This window comes from Alteromonas sp. W12 (assembly GCF_001924945.1).
In the GTDB taxonomy this organism is placed as follows: Bacteria; Pseudomonadota; Gammaproteobacteria; order Enterobacterales; family Alteromonadaceae; genus Alteromonas; species Alteromonas macleodii.
The window spans coordinates 351,436-371,187 of sequence record NZ_LQXH01000001.1 but is presented as its reverse complement, the minus strand read 5'-3'; the positions used below and the strand labels follow the sequence as shown (position 1 = coordinate 371,187).

14 protein-coding genes are annotated in these 19,752 nt (G+C 46.1%); 4 read left to right on the top strand and 10 right to left on the bottom strand.

The genetic code is table 11. The features are described from left to right. Positions 1-31 precede the first annotated feature (31 nt). Positions 32-1,624 (top strand): ABC-F family ATPase, encoded by a 1,593-nt coding sequence (locus AWH61_RS01535; RefSeq protein ID WP_075176049.1) that lies wholly within the window; start codon positions 32-34, stop codon positions 1,622-1,624. Positions 1,625-1,720: 96 nt separating this feature from the next. On the opposite strand, the gene AWH61_RS01530 is transcribed toward AWH61_RS01535, so the two are convergent. Genes AWH61_RS01530 through AWH61_RS01520 form a run of 3 tightly spaced genes read right to left on the bottom strand, consistent with a single transcriptional unit; the run spans position 1,721 to position 4,688 of the window. Beyond that, the gene (locus AWH61_RS01530; RefSeq protein ID WP_075176048.1) at positions 1,721-2,626 is read right to left on the bottom strand and encodes a hypothetical protein; all 906 of its coding nucleotides are present in this window, start codon (positions 2,624-2,626) and stop codon (positions 1,721-1,723) included. A gap of 47 nt (positions 2,627-2,673) precedes the next feature. Further along, positions 2,674-3,816, bottom strand: coding sequence for an N-acetylglucosamine-6-phosphate deacetylase (gene nagA / locus AWH61_RS01525; protein ID WP_039224642.1), 1,143 nt, complete (start codon positions 3,814-3,816; stop codon positions 2,674-2,676). Further along, positions 3,813-4,688: a glucosamine kinase nucleotide-binding domain-containing protein gene (locus tag AWH61_RS01520; protein WP_075176047.1), complete on the bottom strand. Its 876-nt coding sequence runs from the start codon at positions 4,686-4,688 to the stop codon at positions 3,813-3,815. Before AWH61_RS01520 ends, nagA begins: the two co-directional genes overlap by 4 nt. A 253-nt stretch (positions 4,689-4,941) precedes the next feature. Here AWH61_RS01520 and AWH61_RS01515 point away from each other — a divergent pair, with 253 nt between their 5' ends. Continuing rightward, positions 4,942-5,706 carry a MipA/OmpV family protein gene (locus tag AWH61_RS01515; RefSeq protein ID WP_014975793.1) on the top strand — a complete coding sequence of 255 codons (765 nt, stop codon included), beginning with the start codon at positions 4,942-4,944 and terminating at the stop codon, positions 5,704-5,706. A gap of 112 nt (positions 5,707-5,818) precedes the next feature. Here the strand turns inward: AWH61_RS01515 and AWH61_RS01510 are convergent, their stop codons facing one another. The 4 genes from AWH61_RS01510 to hutC form a co-directional block, all read right to left on the bottom strand. After that, positions 5,819-6,361, bottom strand: a complete 543-nt coding sequence (locus tag AWH61_RS01510) for a CreA family protein (RefSeq protein ID WP_014948438.1) — start codon at positions 6,359-6,361, stop codon at positions 5,819-5,821. 68 nt (positions 6,362-6,429) lie between these two features. Next, complete coding sequence (gene hutH, locus AWH61_RS01505; RefSeq protein ID WP_075176046.1) at positions 6,430-8,010, bottom strand: histidine ammonia-lyase; 1,581 nt, start codon at positions 8,008-8,010, stop codon at positions 6,430-6,432. Between the two features lie 2 nt (positions 8,011-8,012). After that, positions 8,013-9,752, bottom strand: coding sequence for a urocanate hydratase (hutU, locus tag AWH61_RS01500; RefSeq protein WP_075176045.1), 1,740 nt, complete (start codon positions 9,750-9,752; stop codon positions 8,013-8,015). Positions 9,753-9,857: 105 nt separating this feature from the next. Beyond that, the gene (hutC, locus tag AWH61_RS01495; RefSeq protein WP_075176044.1) at positions 9,858-10,682 is read right to left on the bottom strand and encodes a histidine utilization transcriptional repressor HutC; all 825 of its coding nucleotides are present in this window, start codon (positions 10,680-10,682) and stop codon (positions 9,858-9,860) included. Between the two features lie 192 nt (positions 10,683-10,874). On the opposite strand from hutC, the gene hutI reads away from it, so the two are divergent. Next, positions 10,875-12,134, top strand: coding sequence for an imidazolonepropionase (gene hutI, locus AWH61_RS01490; RefSeq protein ID WP_075176638.1), 1,260 nt, complete (start codon positions 10,875-10,877; stop codon positions 12,132-12,134). Continuing rightward, positions 12,127-13,095, top strand: coding sequence for a formimidoylglutamase (gene hutG / locus AWH61_RS01485; protein WP_075176043.1), 969 nt, complete (start codon positions 12,127-12,129; stop codon positions 13,093-13,095). The genes hutI and hutG overlap by 8 nt, the downstream gene beginning before the upstream one ends. A gap of 34 nt (positions 13,096-13,129) precedes the next feature. Here the strand turns inward: hutG and sstT are convergent, their stop codons facing one another. The 3 genes from sstT to AWH61_RS01470 all read right to left on the bottom strand — a co-directional run bounded on the left by sstT (position 13,130) and on the right by AWH61_RS01470 (position 19,748). Continuing rightward, entirely contained in the window at positions 13,130-14,350 is a 1,221-nt protein-coding gene (gene sstT, locus AWH61_RS01480) for a serine/threonine transporter SstT (RefSeq protein ID WP_075176042.1), read from the bottom strand. A 114-nt stretch (positions 14,351-14,464) separates the two neighbouring features. After that, entirely contained in the window at positions 14,465-15,886 is a 1,422-nt protein-coding gene (locus AWH61_RS01475; RefSeq protein WP_075176041.1) for a S41 family peptidase, read from the bottom strand. A 124-nt stretch (positions 15,887-16,010) separates the two neighbouring features. After that, positions 16,011-19,748, bottom strand: a complete 3,738-nt coding sequence (locus tag AWH61_RS01470) for an AAA family ATPase (RefSeq protein WP_075176040.1) — start codon at positions 19,746-19,748, stop codon at positions 16,011-16,013. Between the last annotated feature and the right edge of the window lie 4 nt (positions 19,749-19,752).

The following is a 19,752-nucleotide window of genomic DNA, read 5'->3' as shown; positions in this document are numbered from 1 at the left end:
CTTCTCATCGTTTTACCCCTGGATACCTGTTTTGATTACCACCGCAAATATCACAATGCAGTTTGGCTCTAAGCCATTATTTGAAAATATTTCCGCAAAATTCGGCAACGGCAACCGATACGGCCTAATTGGCGCAAACGGTTGTGGCAAGTCTACCTTTATGAAAATTCTAAGCGGTAAACTTACTCCATCGTCGGGCAACGTTTCTATGGCGCCAGGTACAAAGCTAGGTATCTTGAGTCAGGACCAATTCGCGTTTGAAGAGTTTAGCGTAGTCGATACCGTTATCATGGGTGACCGTGAATTATGGGAAGTTAAACAAGAGCGCGACGCCATTTACAGCAAGGCTGAAATGAGCGAAGAAGATGGCATGCGCGTGGCGGACTTGGAAACCCAATTCGCCGAGATGGATGGTTACACCGCCGAAGCACGCGCTGGCGATATCTTAAACTCTGCAGGCATCGACGAAAGCTATCATTTTGGTCTTATGAAAGAAGTCGCGCCCGGTAAAAAAGTACGTGTGCTTTTGGCGCAGGCGTTATTTGCCGAGCCAGACATTCTGCTTCTAGACGAACCAACCAACAACTTGGATATCTACACCATCAGTTGGCTAGCTGAAGAGCTGAACAAACGTAAATCTACCATGCTTATTATTTCGCACGACAGACACTTCCTAAACTCTGTATGCACGCACATGGCCGATATCGACTACGGTGAACTGCGCGTTTATCCGGGTAACTACGACGACTACATTCAAGCTGCCATGCTCGTTCAAGAACAGCTTCATGCAGAGAATGCTAAGAAGTCAGCGGAAATTGAAGAGCTACAGAGCTTCGTAGCGCGATTCTCTGCCAACGCATCGAAAGCGAAACAAGCCACCTCGCGTGCCCGCCGTCTTGAGAAAATTGAATTAGCTGAGGTAAAAGCGTCTAGCCGTCGTAAGCCTTATATTGTGTTTAACCAACATAAGAAACTTCACCGACTTGCTATTACTCTTGAAGAGCTAGGCCATAGCTACCCAGATCTTCCGCTATTCGACAATGCTAACTTGCTATTAGAAGCAGGTCAGCGCTTGGCGATTATTGGTGAGAACGGGGCCGGCAAAACCACGCTTTTGAAGTGTTTGGTTAATGACATTGAACCTACCGCAGGTAGCTATAAGTGGGCTGAAAACGCTGCGATTGGTTACATTCCGCAGGATAACGCTAAATACTTTGCCGAAGATATCACTATGTTTGAGTGGATGAGCCAATGGCGTAGCCCCAAACACGATGACCTGCAAATAAAAGGTATGTTAGGACGTTTGCTATTTACGTCTGACGACTTCAACAAACGCGTGCAGGTATGTTCTGGTGGTGAGAAAAACCGTTTGCTGTTCGGAAAGCTAATGCTTCAAGACATCAACGTATTGGTAATGGATGAACCCACTAACCACATGGACATGGAGTCGATTGAATCCTTGAACAATGCGCTATACAAGTTTGATGGCACTGTTATTTTTGTTAGTCACGACCGTGAATTCGTTTCGTCACTGGCGACGCAAATCATCGAAATTAAAGACAAGAAACTGAATCACTTCGATGGAAACTACGAAGAGTTTTTGGCGCACAAAGAAAACGCGTAATTATATATCGATGCCTTCATCAATAGATGAAGTGAGCCACATAACAAAACGGGCACTTATTTAAGTGCCCGTTTTTTGTTTCAGTATATTAAAAGCTTACTGACCAGATAAATACTTGCCAACCGCTGTCGCTAAGCGGTCAAAGTAGTTAACAATCGTATTTTTAATTGGCGCTAACTCTTGTTCTGTTATTTCATCAAAGTTATCTGGCGGTGTGAAATCTTCAACACGCTCATTTTTTAGCGCATCATCTTGAAATTCGGTAAACACTGGCAGCGTTAAGATATCAACTGGCTTGTCTAAACGCTCAATACTAACGTTAAAGCTTGCCGAAGCAATATAGTGATCGGTACCCAAAAAACTACGCGTAAACAGTCCGAACCCTTTGCTTTGATGCTCTGAACATCCATACGTACCGCACTCGGTAATAGCCACCGTCGGCGCTTCTTCAACGATAATCACAGTGGCAATGCCTTTGTCTAACAACGATTTTCTTAACGTGTTTTGTTTGTCATTGAACGCCCCGTTATTTCCTTCACCCATCACAAAATCTAGGGCGCCTGCGTCGTCAACCATAGAAGAGATATCCACCGCAGTGAAACGACTGTTTTGCTCAATGGCTTTTTTGAATGTGCTATACAGCGTGTTGTTCAATTGCCAGTCGTAGCTATATTCTTTCGTAAAATTGTTAAATTTAGTGGTACCGATATGCGTGTGAGTGGGAAACTTTTTAGCGCTAACCCATACCCCAACTTTTGGTTTTGGTGGAGCAACTGGCTTGCTAACTGGCTCTTTAGTCGATTCGCCTTTCGTGGTTCCATCATTTACGCTGTCGCCATCTTGCACCACACCTTCTTGCTCTGTGCTTTCAGTTGGCGTGGCTTCCTCGCTATTAGGTTGAGAAGGAACGTTTTCGCCAGAATCCATACCTCGTTGCGTAACACACCCTGCAGCCAACATTAATACGGCTAACAGAACAGTAAACTTTGTCACAAACTTCATAACACTTCCTTATTTCAAAGCCATTTAAGTTAATACTAAATTTCTACCTAAAAGACCATTCTCATATTACTGAAAACGTGGGTCAGTGCATTGGCGGAATTAAGCAGTAAAAAGTCTGCGCGCTGACCTTCGCTAATGCTGCCTATGTCACTCTCTAGCCCCATAAATTGAGCCGGCGTGGCACTCGCCATTTTGCTCGCATCTTCTAACGTTACACCGCAATCATTGTGCGCATTCAAAACTGCACTATGCATATCTAAGCACGAGCCAGCCAGTGTTTTGCCATCTGGCGTAGTCAGTTTATCGCCATGCCTAACGATCTCGGTATTAAAAAAGTGAAGACGCTCAATATCACTGCCCACATGCGCCATGGCATCGGTAACCAACATGGCGCGGTTGGCAGTTTTCACGTTTAATGCCAACTCAGCACTTTTGCGGTGTAAGTGGTGATGATCGATAATAAAACCACAATATACTCTGTCATTAAGCAACGCGGCACCAACGGCACCAGGCTCCCGGGAGGTTAATGCAGACATAGCGTTGTACAAATGCGTAAAGCCTGTAGCTCCCGCGTCGATAGCCGCCTGAACTTGCTCATAGCTGGCATTGGTGTGCCCAATTGCAACCACAACTCCTTCAGCAACCATTTCTTTTATGAAGCTAGTACTCACCGTTTCTGGTGCGACAGTAAGTAAGACTTTACCAATATCTTTACGACATAAGGTTGCAAGCTCTGCGTCAGAAGGCATTCTTATAAATTGTGCTTCGTGCACGCCCTTTTTTGCTTTGCTCAAAAAGGGCCCCTCAAAGTGAATCCCTTTTATTAACGCTTTAATGCACTCTGGGCCGCCCGCCATTACTTCCGCAATGGCATCGGCCGCCTGGGCCATTGTAGATGCGTTGTCGGTAATAATAGTTGGCAACATGGACGTTGTGCCGAAACGAAGATGAGCCAGCGCCATGGTTTCTACAATAGCTGCAGAAGGGCTATGGTTAAAAAGCACACCACCACCGCCGTTCACTTGCGTGTCGAAATAACCGGGAATGAGCTTTCCGTTGTAAATACTACTGAGCTCTGCTGAGGTCGCATCGCTAATACTGACTATCTTGCCGCTATCAGCAGTAATGGTTTGGTTTTCAAGCCAACCTTTTGGCGTTAAAACCTGCTCGACAGTAATTGATTCTATCATTCGCTTTTTACTCTTTTGGCAAAGCTGATAGCGCCATATTCAGCACTTTTTAGCGGCGCTGTTAAATTAGAAGAGATAGAAGGCGAAAGTAAAGGCGTGTAAACATCAGCGAGACCGCCAACTAAACATAGCGGCAATGTAGAAGCCTGATTAATCAATGCTTCACCCAACTGATTGAGGTAATTTGCTCCCTTTCGAATAAGAGAGGTCGCGGCGGCACACTGGTCTCGATAAGCCTGTATAACCACTGGGGCAATATCACCAAAATCTGCAGCGTTGTAATTTGCCACCAAGGTCACTAATTGCTGAGGTGACGCTAAATTAAGGTGCTCACAAATTCGGTTCTTTAGTTCACTAACGGGCTCTACGCCGTCATAAGCAAGCAGTACATGCTTTATAGCTGATAAGCCCAACCACGCACCACTTGCATCATCGCCAACTTGCAGGCCGTAACCACCTTTGTCAGTAAATACACCCTTGTCGTAACGGGTTGCCGCTGAACCTGTACCGCAAATAATAAGGGCTCCAGACTGATTATCGTGCGCGCCCAAACAAGCGGCGTGTAAATCACTTATTACCACGGTATCGGCAAATGGGTTGTCTAACGCCAAAAAAGACTGCTTTGCTTGAGGAATATTCGCCCCTGCCAATCCGGCAGCTAGCAACACTTCTTCACATGTAATCGGCAACGCAGCACTTTCTATTGCGTCTAACGTTGCATCTATTACCGACCCCATTGCTTGTTCGGGGTTGGTCATTATATTTGCAGGGCCTGCCGCCCCTTCACCTAATGTATTGCCATCAATATCTTGCAACAATGCACGGCACCGGGTGCCACCACCGTCAATACCCACTACATATTTGTAACTCACGGGTTACCTGCTTCTCTAAACTATTCAATACAACTTGTTGTATGCACTTTACCACACCGATTTCACAGAATAACTTGCTTTCTTGCCAGTAACGCAGCCTTTCACGTTACCTGAAGGCCCTTATACCAATCCGCATAGATAATTGCCCACTCAGAAGCCGCTGCAAAAACGTACAGCTTAGCTCAATATACACAAGCGAATATGATCGAAGAACACAGCAGAGCAGTATCTTGATTAAAAAGGAAATTTACCTATGAATTTAAAAACCGTTATTGGCGCAATAGCTCTAGCTTGTGTAGGTGTTAGTTCTACTCCTGCTTTTGCACAACAAGCTGGCGCTCAACAGCCTCAGGGTTGGATGTGGGGTTTTGGCGTCGCAGCATCGCAAGATGTATATACCGACTTTGATAATCGCGTTGTTCCTATTCCTATTATCGGCTACACCGGTGAAAAGTTACGCGTTTACGGACCATTTATTGGCTATGAACTTTTTCGCGAAAGTGGCTTTACTCTTGACGCTCAGCTTGTCCCGATATTTGCAGGTTATGAAGAAGATGACAGTGCCGTATTTACAGGTATGGACGACAGAGATTTTAGCTACGCGGCCGGAGTTGGGCTTAACTACAACACGGGTAGCTGGGTTTATTCATTGTCAACCAATGCCGATATTCTTGGTAAGTTTGATGGCTACCAAGCGTCCGCCCGTATCGGGAAAAGGTTTAGAATAAATAACTTCATGATCGAGCCGTCTATAGGCGTAAACTACCAAGACAGCAATTACGTCGACTATTACTACGGCGTACGCCCTGAAGAAGCCACAGCATTTCGAAGTGCATATAACGGCGATAGCGCGCTCAATACGGAAGTACGCGTTGCCATCTCGACCCGACAGTTTCTGGGCGGCATGACCCGTTTAGAAGTTGGCGCCACCTTCTTTGACGATAGCATCAGCGATAGCCCGCTGACAGACGATGATACCGCGCTTAACGCCATGCTGGTTTATACACGCTTTTTCTAGACTATTGCTAATAGCCTACTCTACAACCGCGTAGATGGCTTAAAGACAAGGTGCTAATATCAAAAAAGCCCTCATGTAAGAGGGCTTTTTAATATTGAATTAATGCGTTTCGCTAAGCGGGCTTTTTAAACGCTAGCGTTTCCCACAGTGGTACCGTAGACAAACTATGTTTATAGCTGCCAGACGTCTCCTTAGTACTGTAAGACAAATAAATCAGCGTTTTTGAGTCGGCATCGTAAATTCTTCGAAGCTTCATGTTTTTGAAAAACACGCTCTTAGATTTTTTAAAAATTACTTCACCTGAATCTGACTTATCAATGGCGTTTAACATCTCAGCCGTAATAGGGCCGGTTTGTCTGCACGCGATTGAACTGTCTGATGGGTCCGACAAATCAAGGTTCGCTTCAATACTTGAAATATGGCAGGTTACACCTGTCACTATGGGGTCTTGAAGTGCATCAATTTTAATGTCTTTTGTGGTGAAAAGACCAAGAGACACATCGCCCACTTCGCTGTCGCTACAGCCTGCCAACGTAAACACCGACGCGGCGAGCAAACCCAACACAGTGCTTTTCACAAAAGAGCCGCTCTTAAAAGTGCCTTTCATAGAAGTACGAGCCTCGTATGAACTTAACCAACGTCCATTTGTTTTCATATCATTCCCACCTCTACTCTATTTATGATCTTTATTTGTTTACTCGAAATACCGAGCCTGTGATCATTTTAGCCTAACAGGTTTAACTGTGTCTTATCCATAAGGTCGTGCTGCTTAATAAGTTGCTTTGCCTTTTCAATGTCTGGCGCAAAATAACGGTCTTTGTCGTAAAACGGCACTTGGTCTCTTAGTAGCTGCATCAACACTTGGAGCTTTTCGCTGGTTTTAAACGGCTTCCTGAAATCTAACCCTTGGCAGGCCGCTAACCACTCAATGGCCAATATACCTGCCACGTTATCGAAAATATCTCGTAAGCGCCTCGCGGCGAAGGTAGCCATAGACACGTGGTCTTCTTGGTTCGCAGACGTAGGCAACGAATCGATAGATGCGGGGTGCGCCAGGGTTTTGTTTTCACTAGCAAGCGCCGCACAGGTAACCTGCGCAATCATGAAGCCCGAGTTTACCCCACCATTTTCAACCAGGAACGGTGGCAAACCACTTAAATGCGTATCAATCATTAACGACATTCTGCGCTCCGACAGTGCGCCAATTTCAGATAGTGCAATAGCCAGCATATCTGCCGCCATTGCCACGGTTTCCGCATGAAAGTTTCCGCCAGATAGAATATCGCCAGTTGGCGTATCAGCGTCATCATTATTTTCAACAAAAACCAACGGGTTGTCGCTTACCCCATTAGCTTCCACCACCAAAATCTCTTGGGCATAGCGCATTTGCTGTAAACACGCTCCCATCACCTGTGGCTGGCAACGCAGAGAGTACGGGTCTTGTACTTTTTCACATCGTTGATGTGAATGACCAATCTCTGAGGTGTCTAGCAATGTTCTAAACGCAGTCGCCACATCGCTCTGGCTTTTGTGGCCACGCACTTCGTGGATCCGCGCGTCGAACGGCACGCGGGAACCTAACGCGGCCTCAACAGTAAGCGCACCAATACCAATAGCACTATGAAGCGCGTTTTCAGTATAAAACAACCCCTGAAGTGCAAACGCTGTCGAGGCTTGCGTGCCGTTTAACAGTGCTAAGCCTTCTTTGGGTGCCAGCGCAATTGGCTGCATACCGGCTATTTCAAGGGCTTGTGCCGCACTAATTCTCTCTCCTTTATAAAACGCTTCCCCTTCCCCTAACAGCACCACGCTCATGTGTGCTAAAGGCGCTAAGTCGCCGCTGGCGCCTACCGAACCTTTTTCAGGAATGGCGGGGTAAACTTGTGCATTAAACAAGGTAATGAGCGCTTCTATTACGCTTAGACGGATGCCAGAATAACCACGGGCCAAGGAGTTAATTTTTAACAACATGAGCAGGCGCACAGTATCTTCCTGCATAAAGTCGCCCGTACCGGCCGCGTGCGATAATACAATACTGCGCTGCAATAACTCTAACTCATCAACGTTAATACGGGTATTAGCCAACAAACCAAAGCCGGTATTGATACCATAGACCGTGCGGTTCTCTTTAATAACGTTAAGCACCACACGCTCAGCGGCATTTATAGCGGGTATAGCACTTTCATCTAACGATAAATGAACGTGGCTTCTATGCACTTCACGCAATTGATCTAACGTTAACGTGCCTGGCACAAGGTTAAGTTGCTTAACACCACTGATTTCAGTGAAAGATGATTGCAACATGACTATTTCTCCCCGCCTAAGCCCTTGTTCGAGCTTGACTGTGTGTTTGCTCCATGGGTGCTTTGATTATTAGCCCCGCTATTTATCATGGGAAGGTCGAGGTTATGCTTGGCAGCACAGTCTTTTGCAATGTCGTAGCCTGCATCTGCATGACGCATTACGCCCGTGGCAGGGTCGTTATGAAGAACCCGAGCAATACGCTCAGCCGCTTCGTCCGTACCGTCACAAACAATCACTACACCCGAGTGTTGGCTAAAACCCATTCCTACACCGCCACCATGATGAAGGCTTACCCAGGTTGCACCACCCGCTGTATTTAATAGGGCATTCAGCAGCGGCCAGTCCGAAACGGCATCTGAACCATCGAGCATGGCCTCTGTTTCTCTATTGGGTGAAGCTACCGAACCAGAGTCGAGATGATCCCGTCCAATCACAACTGGCGCGCTTAACTCGCCACTGCGAACCATTTCATTAAAGGCAAGCCCCAGCTTTTGTCTTTCACCCAGCCCCACCCAGCAAATACGCGCGGGCAGGCCTTGGAACTGAATACGTTCTTTGGCCATATCTAGCCAGTTATGTAGATGGGGGTTGTCGGGTATAAGCTCTTTAACTTTCGCGTCCGTTTTATAGATATCTTCCGGATCGCCTGACAGCGCAGCCCATCTGAAAGGCCCTATGCCCTGACAAAAAAGCGGTCGAATATAAGCAGGAACGAAACCTGGGAAATCGAACGCATGCTCAATACCCTCTTCTAGCGCCATTTGTCTAATGTTGTTGCCATAATCAAGAGTAGCAGCGCCAGCTTGTTGGAAACCAAGCATTGCTTTAACTTGCAGCGCCATCGACTGTTTAGCACTTTTCACAACACCCGCTTCGTCTTTTTTACGCTGCGCCTCAGCTTGATCTAGCGTCCACCCCACTGGTAGATAGCCATTCAACGGATCGTGCGCACTGGTTTGATCGGTTACAACGTCAGGGATAATCCCTTTCGCTAGCATATCGGGAAATACTTCAGCAGCATTGCCGAGCAATCCTATTGATACAGGCTTCCCAGCTTCTTTGGCTTCCTCAAGTAGTTGCATGGCTTCTTCTAACGAATGCGCTTTTTTGTCCAAATAACCCGTGCGAATTCTGAAATCTATGCGAGTTTCATCTACCTCCACAGCTACCATTGAAAAGCCAGCCATCGTTGCAGCTAAAGGCTGTGCTCCGCCCATACCGCCCAAGCCACCAGTCAAAATCCAGCGTCCTTCAGCGCTTCCTTCAAAATGCGTTTTGGCCACGCTCACAAATGTTTCATAAGTCCCCTGGACAATGCCTTGCGAGCCTATGTATATCCATGACCCTGCGGTCATTTGCCCGTACATCATCAAACCTTCTTTATCCAGAGCGTTAAAGTGCTCCCAGTTTGCCCAATGCGGTACAAGGTTAGAGTTAGCAATTAACACACGAGGTGCATTTTCGTGAGTGGGAAATACCCCAACAGGTTTGCCTGATTGAACCAGCAACGTCTCATCAGTATTTAAGCGCTTGAGTACTTCTACGATTTTGTCGTAAGACGCCCAGTCACGGGCCGCACGCCCAATACCGCCGTAAACCACCAGATTCTGCGGATGCTCCGCAACGTCTGGATCCAGGTTATTCATTAACATGCGAAGCGGCGCTTCCGTTTGCCAGCTCTTCGCATTTAGCGTACTGCCTCTTGGGGCACGTATTTCTCTTGTAGGGTCGAGGCGTTTCATAAACTTCTCCTAGGCATATTCTTACGTTTGCCGATTTGTTTTTTATTAGGAAGTGTCATCTTTTTAGAAAGCAATGAGTTGCTAGCGCCTTTGGCGCAATGACACTTAGAACTCCAAGTGTCCTCCCAAGCGGTATCGACTACCTGGGTGATACAGCACCGCGTGGCTAACCACTGCGCTTGAACTCGCTTTTGGACTATTATCTAAGGATGAATCTGACGTCGCCTTTAAACCGTTCTTTATCTGAGCATTCGCCGTTGACGACTCGCCAATATTGCTCTCATCGCTGGTTATTGCGCTGGGCACTCGAGAGAAGGTTCGTCGCGTAATTTTCAGGCACGGCTCTTTAGGCTTAATCAGTAGTGTTTGTGCAATATCTTTTTCAACAACCACAGCTTCTACGCTGTGATCGGCTTGTGAAAGGGGCGCGACCTGATTCAAATAAAAGTTTGCAGTTTGAGCTTTAAAATCTTTATCTAAATAGTCGTTAATCCACGCTGGGTTAACCCACCTATCTTCATACTGCACGGGTAGATTGTTCTCGCAGTGAACGATAATGCTATGAAATACTGGCTCTCCCACATCGATACCCAGTCGTTGAGCAATAGCATCACTGGCTGGCGAGGTTTCCAACACTAATATCTCGTTAGTGTATCTATGCCCCCGCTGCTCTATTTCATCGCGAATACTTTTGATCTCAAGCATTGAGCTCATAGGGCGACTATCTGACACAAAGGTGCCGATTCCCTGGCTGCGCATTAAAATGCCCTCGTCCACCATTTCACTTAACGCTCTTCTAGCAGTCATTCGGCTTACACCGTGCTGCTGGGCAAGTTGGTTTTCTGAAGGCACTTGGCTACCCGGCTTCATCTCACCACTTTCGATGGCATCCAAAATTGCTGTCTTAATTACTCTGTACCGAGGTTGCATATCGTGGCCATTCACAACTAAATTGTTAATAATATGCTAACAGCATACTTGTATATACAAGTATGCACAAGTACACTGAACTCAAAATTTACACTGCGTTTCAGTAAAGATTCTGGACAAAACCAGACAAAGAACTAGACGACTAGTTAGACGAAAAAACCAGACAAGAGGTGGCTTAGAGTGGAGCACGTTATGGGTTATCAGTACGACACACTTATTTACAATGTTCGCATTGCGTCTATGCAAGACAACAAGTTGCCCTATGGCGAATTACCGCCACACGCCATTGCCATAAAAGACGGCAAAATTGCTGCGTTTCTTCCTTGCGATGACTCATTAGACGACGTGTTTGAGCAGGCCAAAAGCGTAATAGATGCCACTACCCTAATTCCCCAAAATGAAGGTTCAACGCCCAAACACCCGTGGCTATTGCCTGGCTTCATCGATTGTCATACGCATCTAGTGTATGGCGGCAATCGCGCCGAAGAATTCGAAATGCGATTGCAAGGCGCAAGTTATGTAGAGATTGCGCAGCGCGGCGGTGGTATTAAAGGGACGGTTGAAAAAACTCGACGCTCTGACGAAAACACCCTGCTTCACACTGCGATAAAACGCGCAAAGCGACTGTGCGAAGAAGGTGTTACCACCATTGAAGTCAAATCAGGTTACGGGCTGGATTTAGACACTGAAGTGCGCATGTTACGCGTGGCTAAATCCCTTGAGCAGCATCTTCCTGTGAGTATTAAAACTACCTATTTAGGCGCTCACGCCCTGCCCAATGAATTTGCTGACGACTCAGAAGGATATATCGATTTCATTTGCAACGAGGCACTTCCTCACATTGCTTCGCAAAACTTGGCTGACGCCGTTGATGTATTTTGTGAAACTATCGGTTTTTCAACTTCACAAACAGAAAGAGTGTTTAGCTGTGCACAGCAGCACGCTTTACCCATTAAAGCTCATGTAGAACAGCTTAGCGACAGCAAAGGCGCAGTGCTAGCAGCTAAGTACGGCGCACTATCGGTAGACCACATCGAATATTTAGCTGACAGCGATATTCCCTTACTTGCCCAAAGTGGCACCGTTGCCGTGCTTTTACCAGGCGCTTTTTATTACTTGAGTGAAGTTCAAAAGCCGCCGGTAGACGCCCTAAGGGCGCACAATGTGCCCATGGCATTAGCCACTGACTTTAATCCAGGTAGTTCGCCGTTAGCCTCAATCCTTACCGCGATAAATATGGGGTGTGTGCTGTTTCAACTTACGCCAGAAGAAGCGCTACGCGGCGCCACTGCACACGCGGCTAGCGCACTTGGGCTGCACGACCGAGGTGTTATTGAAGCAGGTAAGCTTGCTGACTTAACACTTTGGGATATCGAAACGCCGGCAGAGCTTGCCTATTGTATTAATGGCCACCGCCCCATTGCGGTGTTTAAGGAAGGTAAACATGTTTAAGTGGCAAGGCAGAATAGACAGTGAAGACGGCATTGAGGGCCTACGTTGGCATCAAAAAGTTAACGAACTTGAAGTCGGCGAAGATAATTCATTAGCCAACGCCGTTACCCTTGTTGGTTTTGAAAGTGATTTAGGTGTGGCATTTAACAAAGGCCGCGTAGGTGCAGCGGCTGGTCCAAACGCTATTCGCCAGGCACTGGCAAACTTACCCTGGCACTGGCCAAGCGCAGCATTGGCTGATTTAGGGAATGTTACCGCTAAAGAGAACTTAGCCCAGGCACAAACCCAATATGCTGACGCCATTTGCTATGCGCTCAAGCAAAATGATGGTTTGGTCATCGGTCTGGGAGGGGGACATGAAATTGCATGGGGTAGCTATCAAGGGGTTTTCAATGCTAAGCCCGAAAGCGCCCGCATTGGAATTATTAATTTCGACGCCCATTTTGATTTAAGAAAGCCTTCACCAAACACCAGTTCAGGTACGCCGTTCAGGCAAGTGTATGATCACTGCCAGTTACACGATTCACCGTTTCATTATGCTTGTTTGGGCGTATCGAAAGCGGCCAATACACCAGCGCTGTTTAACTTTGCCAATACGTCCAACACGCGCTATTTAACCGATGTGGCGTTAAATGATGAATCACTGTGTATGCAGCGAATAGATGAGCTACTATCTCCGATGCTAAAAGACATCGATGAGCTTTACGTCACTGTATGTTTAGATGCATTTCCAGCAGCACAAGCACCTGGCGTTAGCGCGCCCAGTGCGTTGGGGATTTCCCCCACACTTGTTATTAACACACTGCACTTTTTAGCACAGCACCAAAATACTTATGGGTATCAATGGAGACTGTGTGACATTGCGGAAATGAACCCCAATTATGATATTGATAGCCGCACAGCAAAGCTGGCTGCACGGCTAATTTTTGAAGCAGTAGATGCAATAAGCTCGCACATTTAACGAGTTAACGCTTTAACGTTTGACGCTTTTATGTTTACTGGCCGCCTGCCCTTTCACACGCAGCGGCGGTAAACAAGACATCGGTAGAGCTATTTAATGCTGTTTCAGCAGAGTCTTGCAGTACGCCAACAATAAAGCCCACCGCAACCACCTGCATAGCCACTTCATTGGGTATATTAAACAGGCTACAGGCAAGCGGAATAAGCAGTAGCGAACCACCTGCAACACCTGAACTTCCACATGCTGATACCGCAGCGATAACGCTTAACAATACAGCAGTAGGGAAATCTACAGCAATTCCCAAGGTATTAACCGCAGCTAGCGTCAACACGGTTATTGTGATTGCAGCCCCAGCCATATTAATCGTGGCGCCTAACGGAATAGATACCGAATAGGTGTCTTCATCAAGCTTTAAGCGTTTACACAGCGCCATGTTTACCGGAATATTCGCCGCCGAACTACGGGTGAAAAACGCCGTAATACCGCTTTCTTTCAGGCATTTGAACACCAAAGGATAAGGGTTCTTTTTGGTTGCCAGAAATACTAACAAGGGATTGGTCACAAGTGCGATAAATAGCATCGCGCCAATCAGTACCGTTAGTAAATGAGAGTAGCCAAGCAATGCTTCAAAGCCCGTTGTAGCAATGGTATTAGCTACCAAGCCGAAAATACCGAAGGGCGCAAGTTTAATAACAAAACCCACCACGGTTGTTACGCTATCTGCCATATTTTGAAGTAGCGCTTTCGTTGCCTCGCTAGCATGACGTAGACCTAAACCTAGGCCTACAGCCCACGTGAGAATACCAATGTAATTTCCATTTACTAATGCATTTACCGGATTATCTACCATGTTATAAAGCAAAGTAGTAAGGACTTCCAACACACCTTTCGGCGCAGCTTGGCTAACTTCTGAAGTCACTAAGCTTAAGCTTGTAGGAAAAGCAAAGCTTGCCAACACGGCGGTGAGCGCGGCCAGTAGTGTGCCCATCAAATAAAGCACAAGCACGGGTTTGATAAAGGTTTGCTCGTTTTGCTTATGGTTGGCAATGGATGCCATGACCAAAACAAAAACCAATAAAGGAGCTATTGCTTTTAAGGCTTTTACAAATAAGTTACCCAATAGCCCTGCTGATTGAGCAGCTGAAGGTGAAAAACTCGCTATCGCAATACCGCATACGATACCAATGATAATTTGCAGTACCAAACTGCCATTCATGTAGCGCTGAAACAGGCTGGGGCGTGACGTTGAATCCATAAATGTTGGTCCATTATTATTTTGACGACGCACCATAAAGGATAACGTTACACAAATGAACCTGTTTGGTCTTAGTTACTCGCAAATAACCGTATGCTTGCCGTTTATAAGGGTTTACATGCCTTCAAGTATCTTTTGCGTATAAGACGTCCACTGGTAAAGAGGAAGTTCTCCATCAATATAATAGTCTGGCTGAATGCCTACCCCATCAATGGCCATATGCGGAATGCGTAAACTTTTAGTCAGGCTGTAATACAAAGTAAAAGTACCGCTCGGCGAATCAGTTTGGTACATGTTAGAAATATCGAGTACACCTGCGGTAGTTTGCCCAAACAACTTTACTTTTTTGCTTTGTTTAGCCGCCAGTAAGAACTGCTCAGCGGTGCTGCCATTACTTGAATCAACAAGTACGCCAATACTCTTCGGCAAGGGTTCAATTTTATCGAATGTCTCCACCGTTACGTCTTCATCAATATTGATGTAGCTGCCGATATGTTGATTAAGAATGTCATACCCGTCTTTTGCCCATTGCTTTTCTTCTTCACTAAAATGAGGGTTTTGCAAAAAGCCAAGCATTCTAGAGTTGTTAAGCTCAGTAGATAAATATTCCATGCCTACAGTGCGAATAGGGTTGGTATATAAAATAGGGAGTAAAGACGCATAGCTTACGTCACTACCACCACCGTTTCCTCGGATGTCGATAATGAGGTTTTCAGTGTTTAAAATCGTATCCAGGTGCTTAGCGATAACCGCGTCGATGTCTTTTTTGAAGGCATGATCGAAAGCCGGTATGCGAACTAACACAGTGTTCTCTGAAACTTTCTCGAATAGCGGAGCTTTTGTACTAAGTAGGCGAACATAGCGTGTTATTTCAGGGGATGATTCTTGTCGCGGTTCCTCACGCGACATAACAATAAAGCTATTGCCTAACACCACTTCATTGTTACCCAAGTACGTAATGGTATCGATTTGTCGGGCGGAGTGATCGCCCATAAAAAACGTCACTTTTGCAGTATTGCTGTCTGCAGGGTCGTTAAGGATGAACTTTACTTGTCCCGCCTTCCATGAAGGGTTGGTACTTTCAACGATATAAGCTTTATGGACATTGCCCTCTTTTTTTAAGGCAACCGTATAGCTTGAGAATTGCCAAATCCCCTCAAGAGTTTCGTCACGTTGGCTTTTCAAATGTTGTTTAAATGCCGATAAGTCGAAATCATGCACTACCGATTCGCGTACCGCTTCCTCTGAGCCATTCGTGTTTAGCGCAAGACCAATGTGCCCCTTGCGAAAAAATGTAAGCCAGTCGCTAAGCACTGTGTGACATTGCGCTTCGCTTTTCGCGCTTTGTACTCGCGCCAAAATCGCACTATTGTGGGCGGAATAAAGGTCCAGCCCTTTATTCTCTACGGTATATTGAAAACCGGCATCGTTGTTTTCAAACGTGCTTTTTAGCCATGCAAACTCACTTTCACACTGAAAGGTACTACCAAACGAACAGAAAGAGGCAAAAAGAGGGAATATCGCAAATCGTTTCACTAAATATGATGTCCATATCTACTTTTAATAACGATAAAGTATCATAAAACCATGATCTTGCGAGCATTTACCAAGCACATACTTGTAAGCAAACGTTTTAGCTACTAATTCCTAAGCGGTGAGTTCACCCCACCGTATAAGGTTTTTCTAGTGCACTCAATCCCACACCGTTGCGTTTAATCACTTTAAGCTGAGTAGGAATACGCTCTTTCATGGCTTCAATATGGCTTATTACACCAATCATTTTTCCGCTGGCATTTAAGTTGTCTAGTGCATCAAGGGCCACATCCAAAGTTTCAGCATCAAGGGTGCCAAAGCCTTCATCCAAAAACAGCGAATCAATACTGGTCTTGTGACTGACCAAGTCAGATAAAGCTAATGCCAGTGCAAGGCTCACTAAGAAACTTTCTCCGCCAGACAGGGTTTTGGTGTCTCGCACTACGTCACCTTGCCAGGTGTCTAGTACACTTAAACCTAATCCTTCGTTTTCTTTTCGCATTAGCTGATAGCGACCGTGTAATTTATCAAGCTGCTGATTAGCAAGCTGCACTAAGTTGTCCAGGGTAAGCCCTTGGGCAAAGCGTCTGAATTTGTCGCCGCTGGCCGAACCAATTAACGAGTGCAGGTAAGTAATATCATCGTAGTAGGCCTCAAACGCGGCCATCTCATCCACAAGCTGCTGCTGCTTTTCACGGGCTTGATTGTTAGCGCTTAGCTGCTGTTCAATTTGCCCTAAAGAAGATAACAGCGTGTCACGATGCTGAGCTTGCTGGGTAATTTTCGTATCGAGCCACTGTGCACCGTGCTCTTCTAACTCGCTCTGCCACTGTGCTGCGTTAGCATGGGCTTTTAGCGATTGTTGGGTAGCTATCGCGTTTTCTAGCTTTAAGTCCGCTTGTTGTTTTTGCTGAGTTAATCGCTTTTGCAGTTCAAGCAAGGTGTTGCGGGTATCTTCGTCTAAAAGGGCATTGCTAAACGCTTGCTCATCGGCAAATGGGCTGCTCGCCAACTGACGGTTAAAGTGCTCTGTTGCCTCTGCAAGTACTTGCTCTTTTTCGCGCATTTGCTCATTAAGCTGGGCAATTTCTGCTTCTAAACGAGACAAAATAGTGTCCGTTTGTTGCAGGCGAGATTTGCATTCACTCACGTTTCGCTCAGCCATTTCTTGGGCAGCGCTTGCCTTATTCCTTGTTTCAGCAATATTGCCTTCAGGGAATACGGTTGTGCGCGAGTCTCGCAGCGCCTTTAAACTATTATCTAGCTGCACAAGCTCTTCGCATACGCCCTTAAGCTGATCCTCAGCGCTCTCGATATCACGATTAACCACAAGCAAGGCGCTACTTACCCCTTGCAACTCATCTTTAAGTTTGGCGTGTAGCTGATGATTGTGTTTATAGGTTTTAAGCGCTTCGGCTTTTTCATTTAACCACGTGGCAATTCCATCAATAGCCAAGTTGTGAATATCAGCACCGTGCGCTGTCATAGTTTCGCTAAGCGCTAAAATACTATTATTAATCCCTTGTGTTTTGTTCTCTAGCTCTACATTGCGTTCGTTAAATTGCTTTTCAAAGGTTTCGCGCTGCTGCAGAGAAACTGCAAGTTCTGACTGCTTGCCTTGTAATGCCTGTTGCGCTTCATTTTTAGCCTGCAGTGCAGCATTTAGAGCTTGCTCGCACTCTTCTAAACGCTTTAATTGAGCACTAATATCATCAAGGCGAGTTTTAAACTGCTGGGTAAATTGAGAGACGCTTTGCGATGTATTAATGTCGACCTTTTCAAAGCTCGGTATATCAGCGCTAAGTACGCTTGAAATCTGCTGCCACTTTTCTAGCAGCGTATCTCGTTGCCCGCTTGCCTGTTCTAGCTGCTTATTAACCTGAGCAAGAGTGAATTCAGTTTGTGTAACACTTTCTTTTGCCCGCGCCCCTTGCAGCTCAATATCATCTAACTGCTGCTTTAAGCTATCTCGCTTTTGAATAGTTTCAGGTACATCAATAACCACGCTAGACGTGGTGTGTTCGTTAGCCCCACAAACAGGGCATGGCTCGCCACTTTTTAACCGTGCGCGCAGGTGCGCCACTTCAGCATCCAAGGCGATAAGCGCCTCTATGTCTTTTAAATTACTACGAGTTTGCTTGTAAGCATCAACCAAGGCTTGGCGGTCAGATTGCTGCTGAGCTAGTTTCTTCGCTAAGTCTTCCTTTTGCGCACCCAGCGATACTTTCTCTTGTTCTAGTGCCAAATATTGCTGTTGAATATGCCCTATCTGTAATACGTTATCCCAATGATGAAGCTTGGTATCACGCTCTTGCTGAAGACTTGCTTTACTGGTTGCATTAGCACTATTAGTATCACTTGGTTTGTCAGATAGCGCGGCCTGAAGTGCCTTTTCGCACTTGGCTACTTGCGCGTTTTTGTCATCGAAGGTCTGCGTTAACGCGCTTAACGACTCATTTGTTTTTGCGATAGCGTCATCTAGGGATGAAAGCGCCTGACGATGATTATTTACGCTTTGTGTCAGTGTTTCTAACTGCTTTTTATCATGTTCAATATGGCGCGCCGTTTCACTCCAGCCACTTATAAATTCCGCTATGCCGCTAAGTGATTGATGTTCACGTAAGTAGGTTTCCAGTTCACCAAGCTTGGTCTTGTTATCTGCCGAAGCGTTTTCGATTTCTGTGCGCTTTAGCGTTAACGCGTTTATTGACTGCCTTAAACGTGCCGCGTTTTCGTTTGCTTTTTGCTGTTCGGTAGTGAGCTGCGCTATTTGGTTATCTAGCGGAACTACCTGCTCATTTATGCGCTTTTCAAGCTCACTGCTTTGTTGCTTTGTAAGAACTAACGCTTGTTCAGCGTTCATCACTTCCAAACTGAGCTGTGCCTTTTGCGTTTTTAAGTCGGGCAACTGGGCTGCTTTCCCGTCAAGCCTTTCTTTATAACGGGTTACGTCTTGCTGAAGCCCGTTTTTTTGCAAAAATGGCAGGCGAAGCTTTTCAGCTGGCTCACTTTGGGTTAAAAGATCAAGTTCTTGTCTCGCCTCATTGATGGCGTTATTCGCGGTCTGCTGCGCTTCACTGGCTTCTTTTATGGTTAGCTCATTGGCGTTAAACGCTTGTTGCCACTGCTGTTGCTTTTGTAACTGAACAAGTGTTTGGTTAGACGTTGCAACTTGGCTCTTGGTTTGTGCTTGCTCTTCTTCAAGCTGGGTGATTTGTTCGTAGCTAAGTAAGGTTACGCCATCTAGCTTTATCGCAAACTCTTTTTTCTTTTGTTTAGCGTCACTAAATTGCTGATGTACTGCCTGTGATATCTGCCCGTAAATTTCGGTGCCAGTTAACTCTTCAAGCAGTTCGGCTCGGTCGGCCTCGTTAGCATTTAAAAACGCAGCAAAATCCCCTTGCGACAACATCATAGACTTGGTGAAGCGGGCAAAATTAAGGCCAGTCAGCTTTTCAATCTCTTCACTTTTAGGCCGCACTTGGGTAGCCAATACCTTACCGCTTTCAACTTCGGCTAGCTCAACTTCGGCACTTTGCAGATTACCGTCAACTTTCCCTCTGGCCCGACGCATACTCCAAAACGCACGATATGCTTTGCCTTTAATATCAAACTCAACCTCCGCCAAACACTCCGCCGTGCCGCGGGTCATGATGTCGTTGTTAGACGTTGAAATTGGCCCCAAGCGAGGGGTTTGGTGATAAAGCGCTAAACAAATGGCATCAAGTAGGGTGGTTTTACCTGCCCCTGTTGGGCCAGTTATGGCAAATAGGCCATTGTCGATAAACGGCGACTGGGTGAAATCTATCTTCCACTCCCCTTTTAAGGCGTTTAGATTTTTAAGGCGTAAGGTCAGTATTCTCATTGTA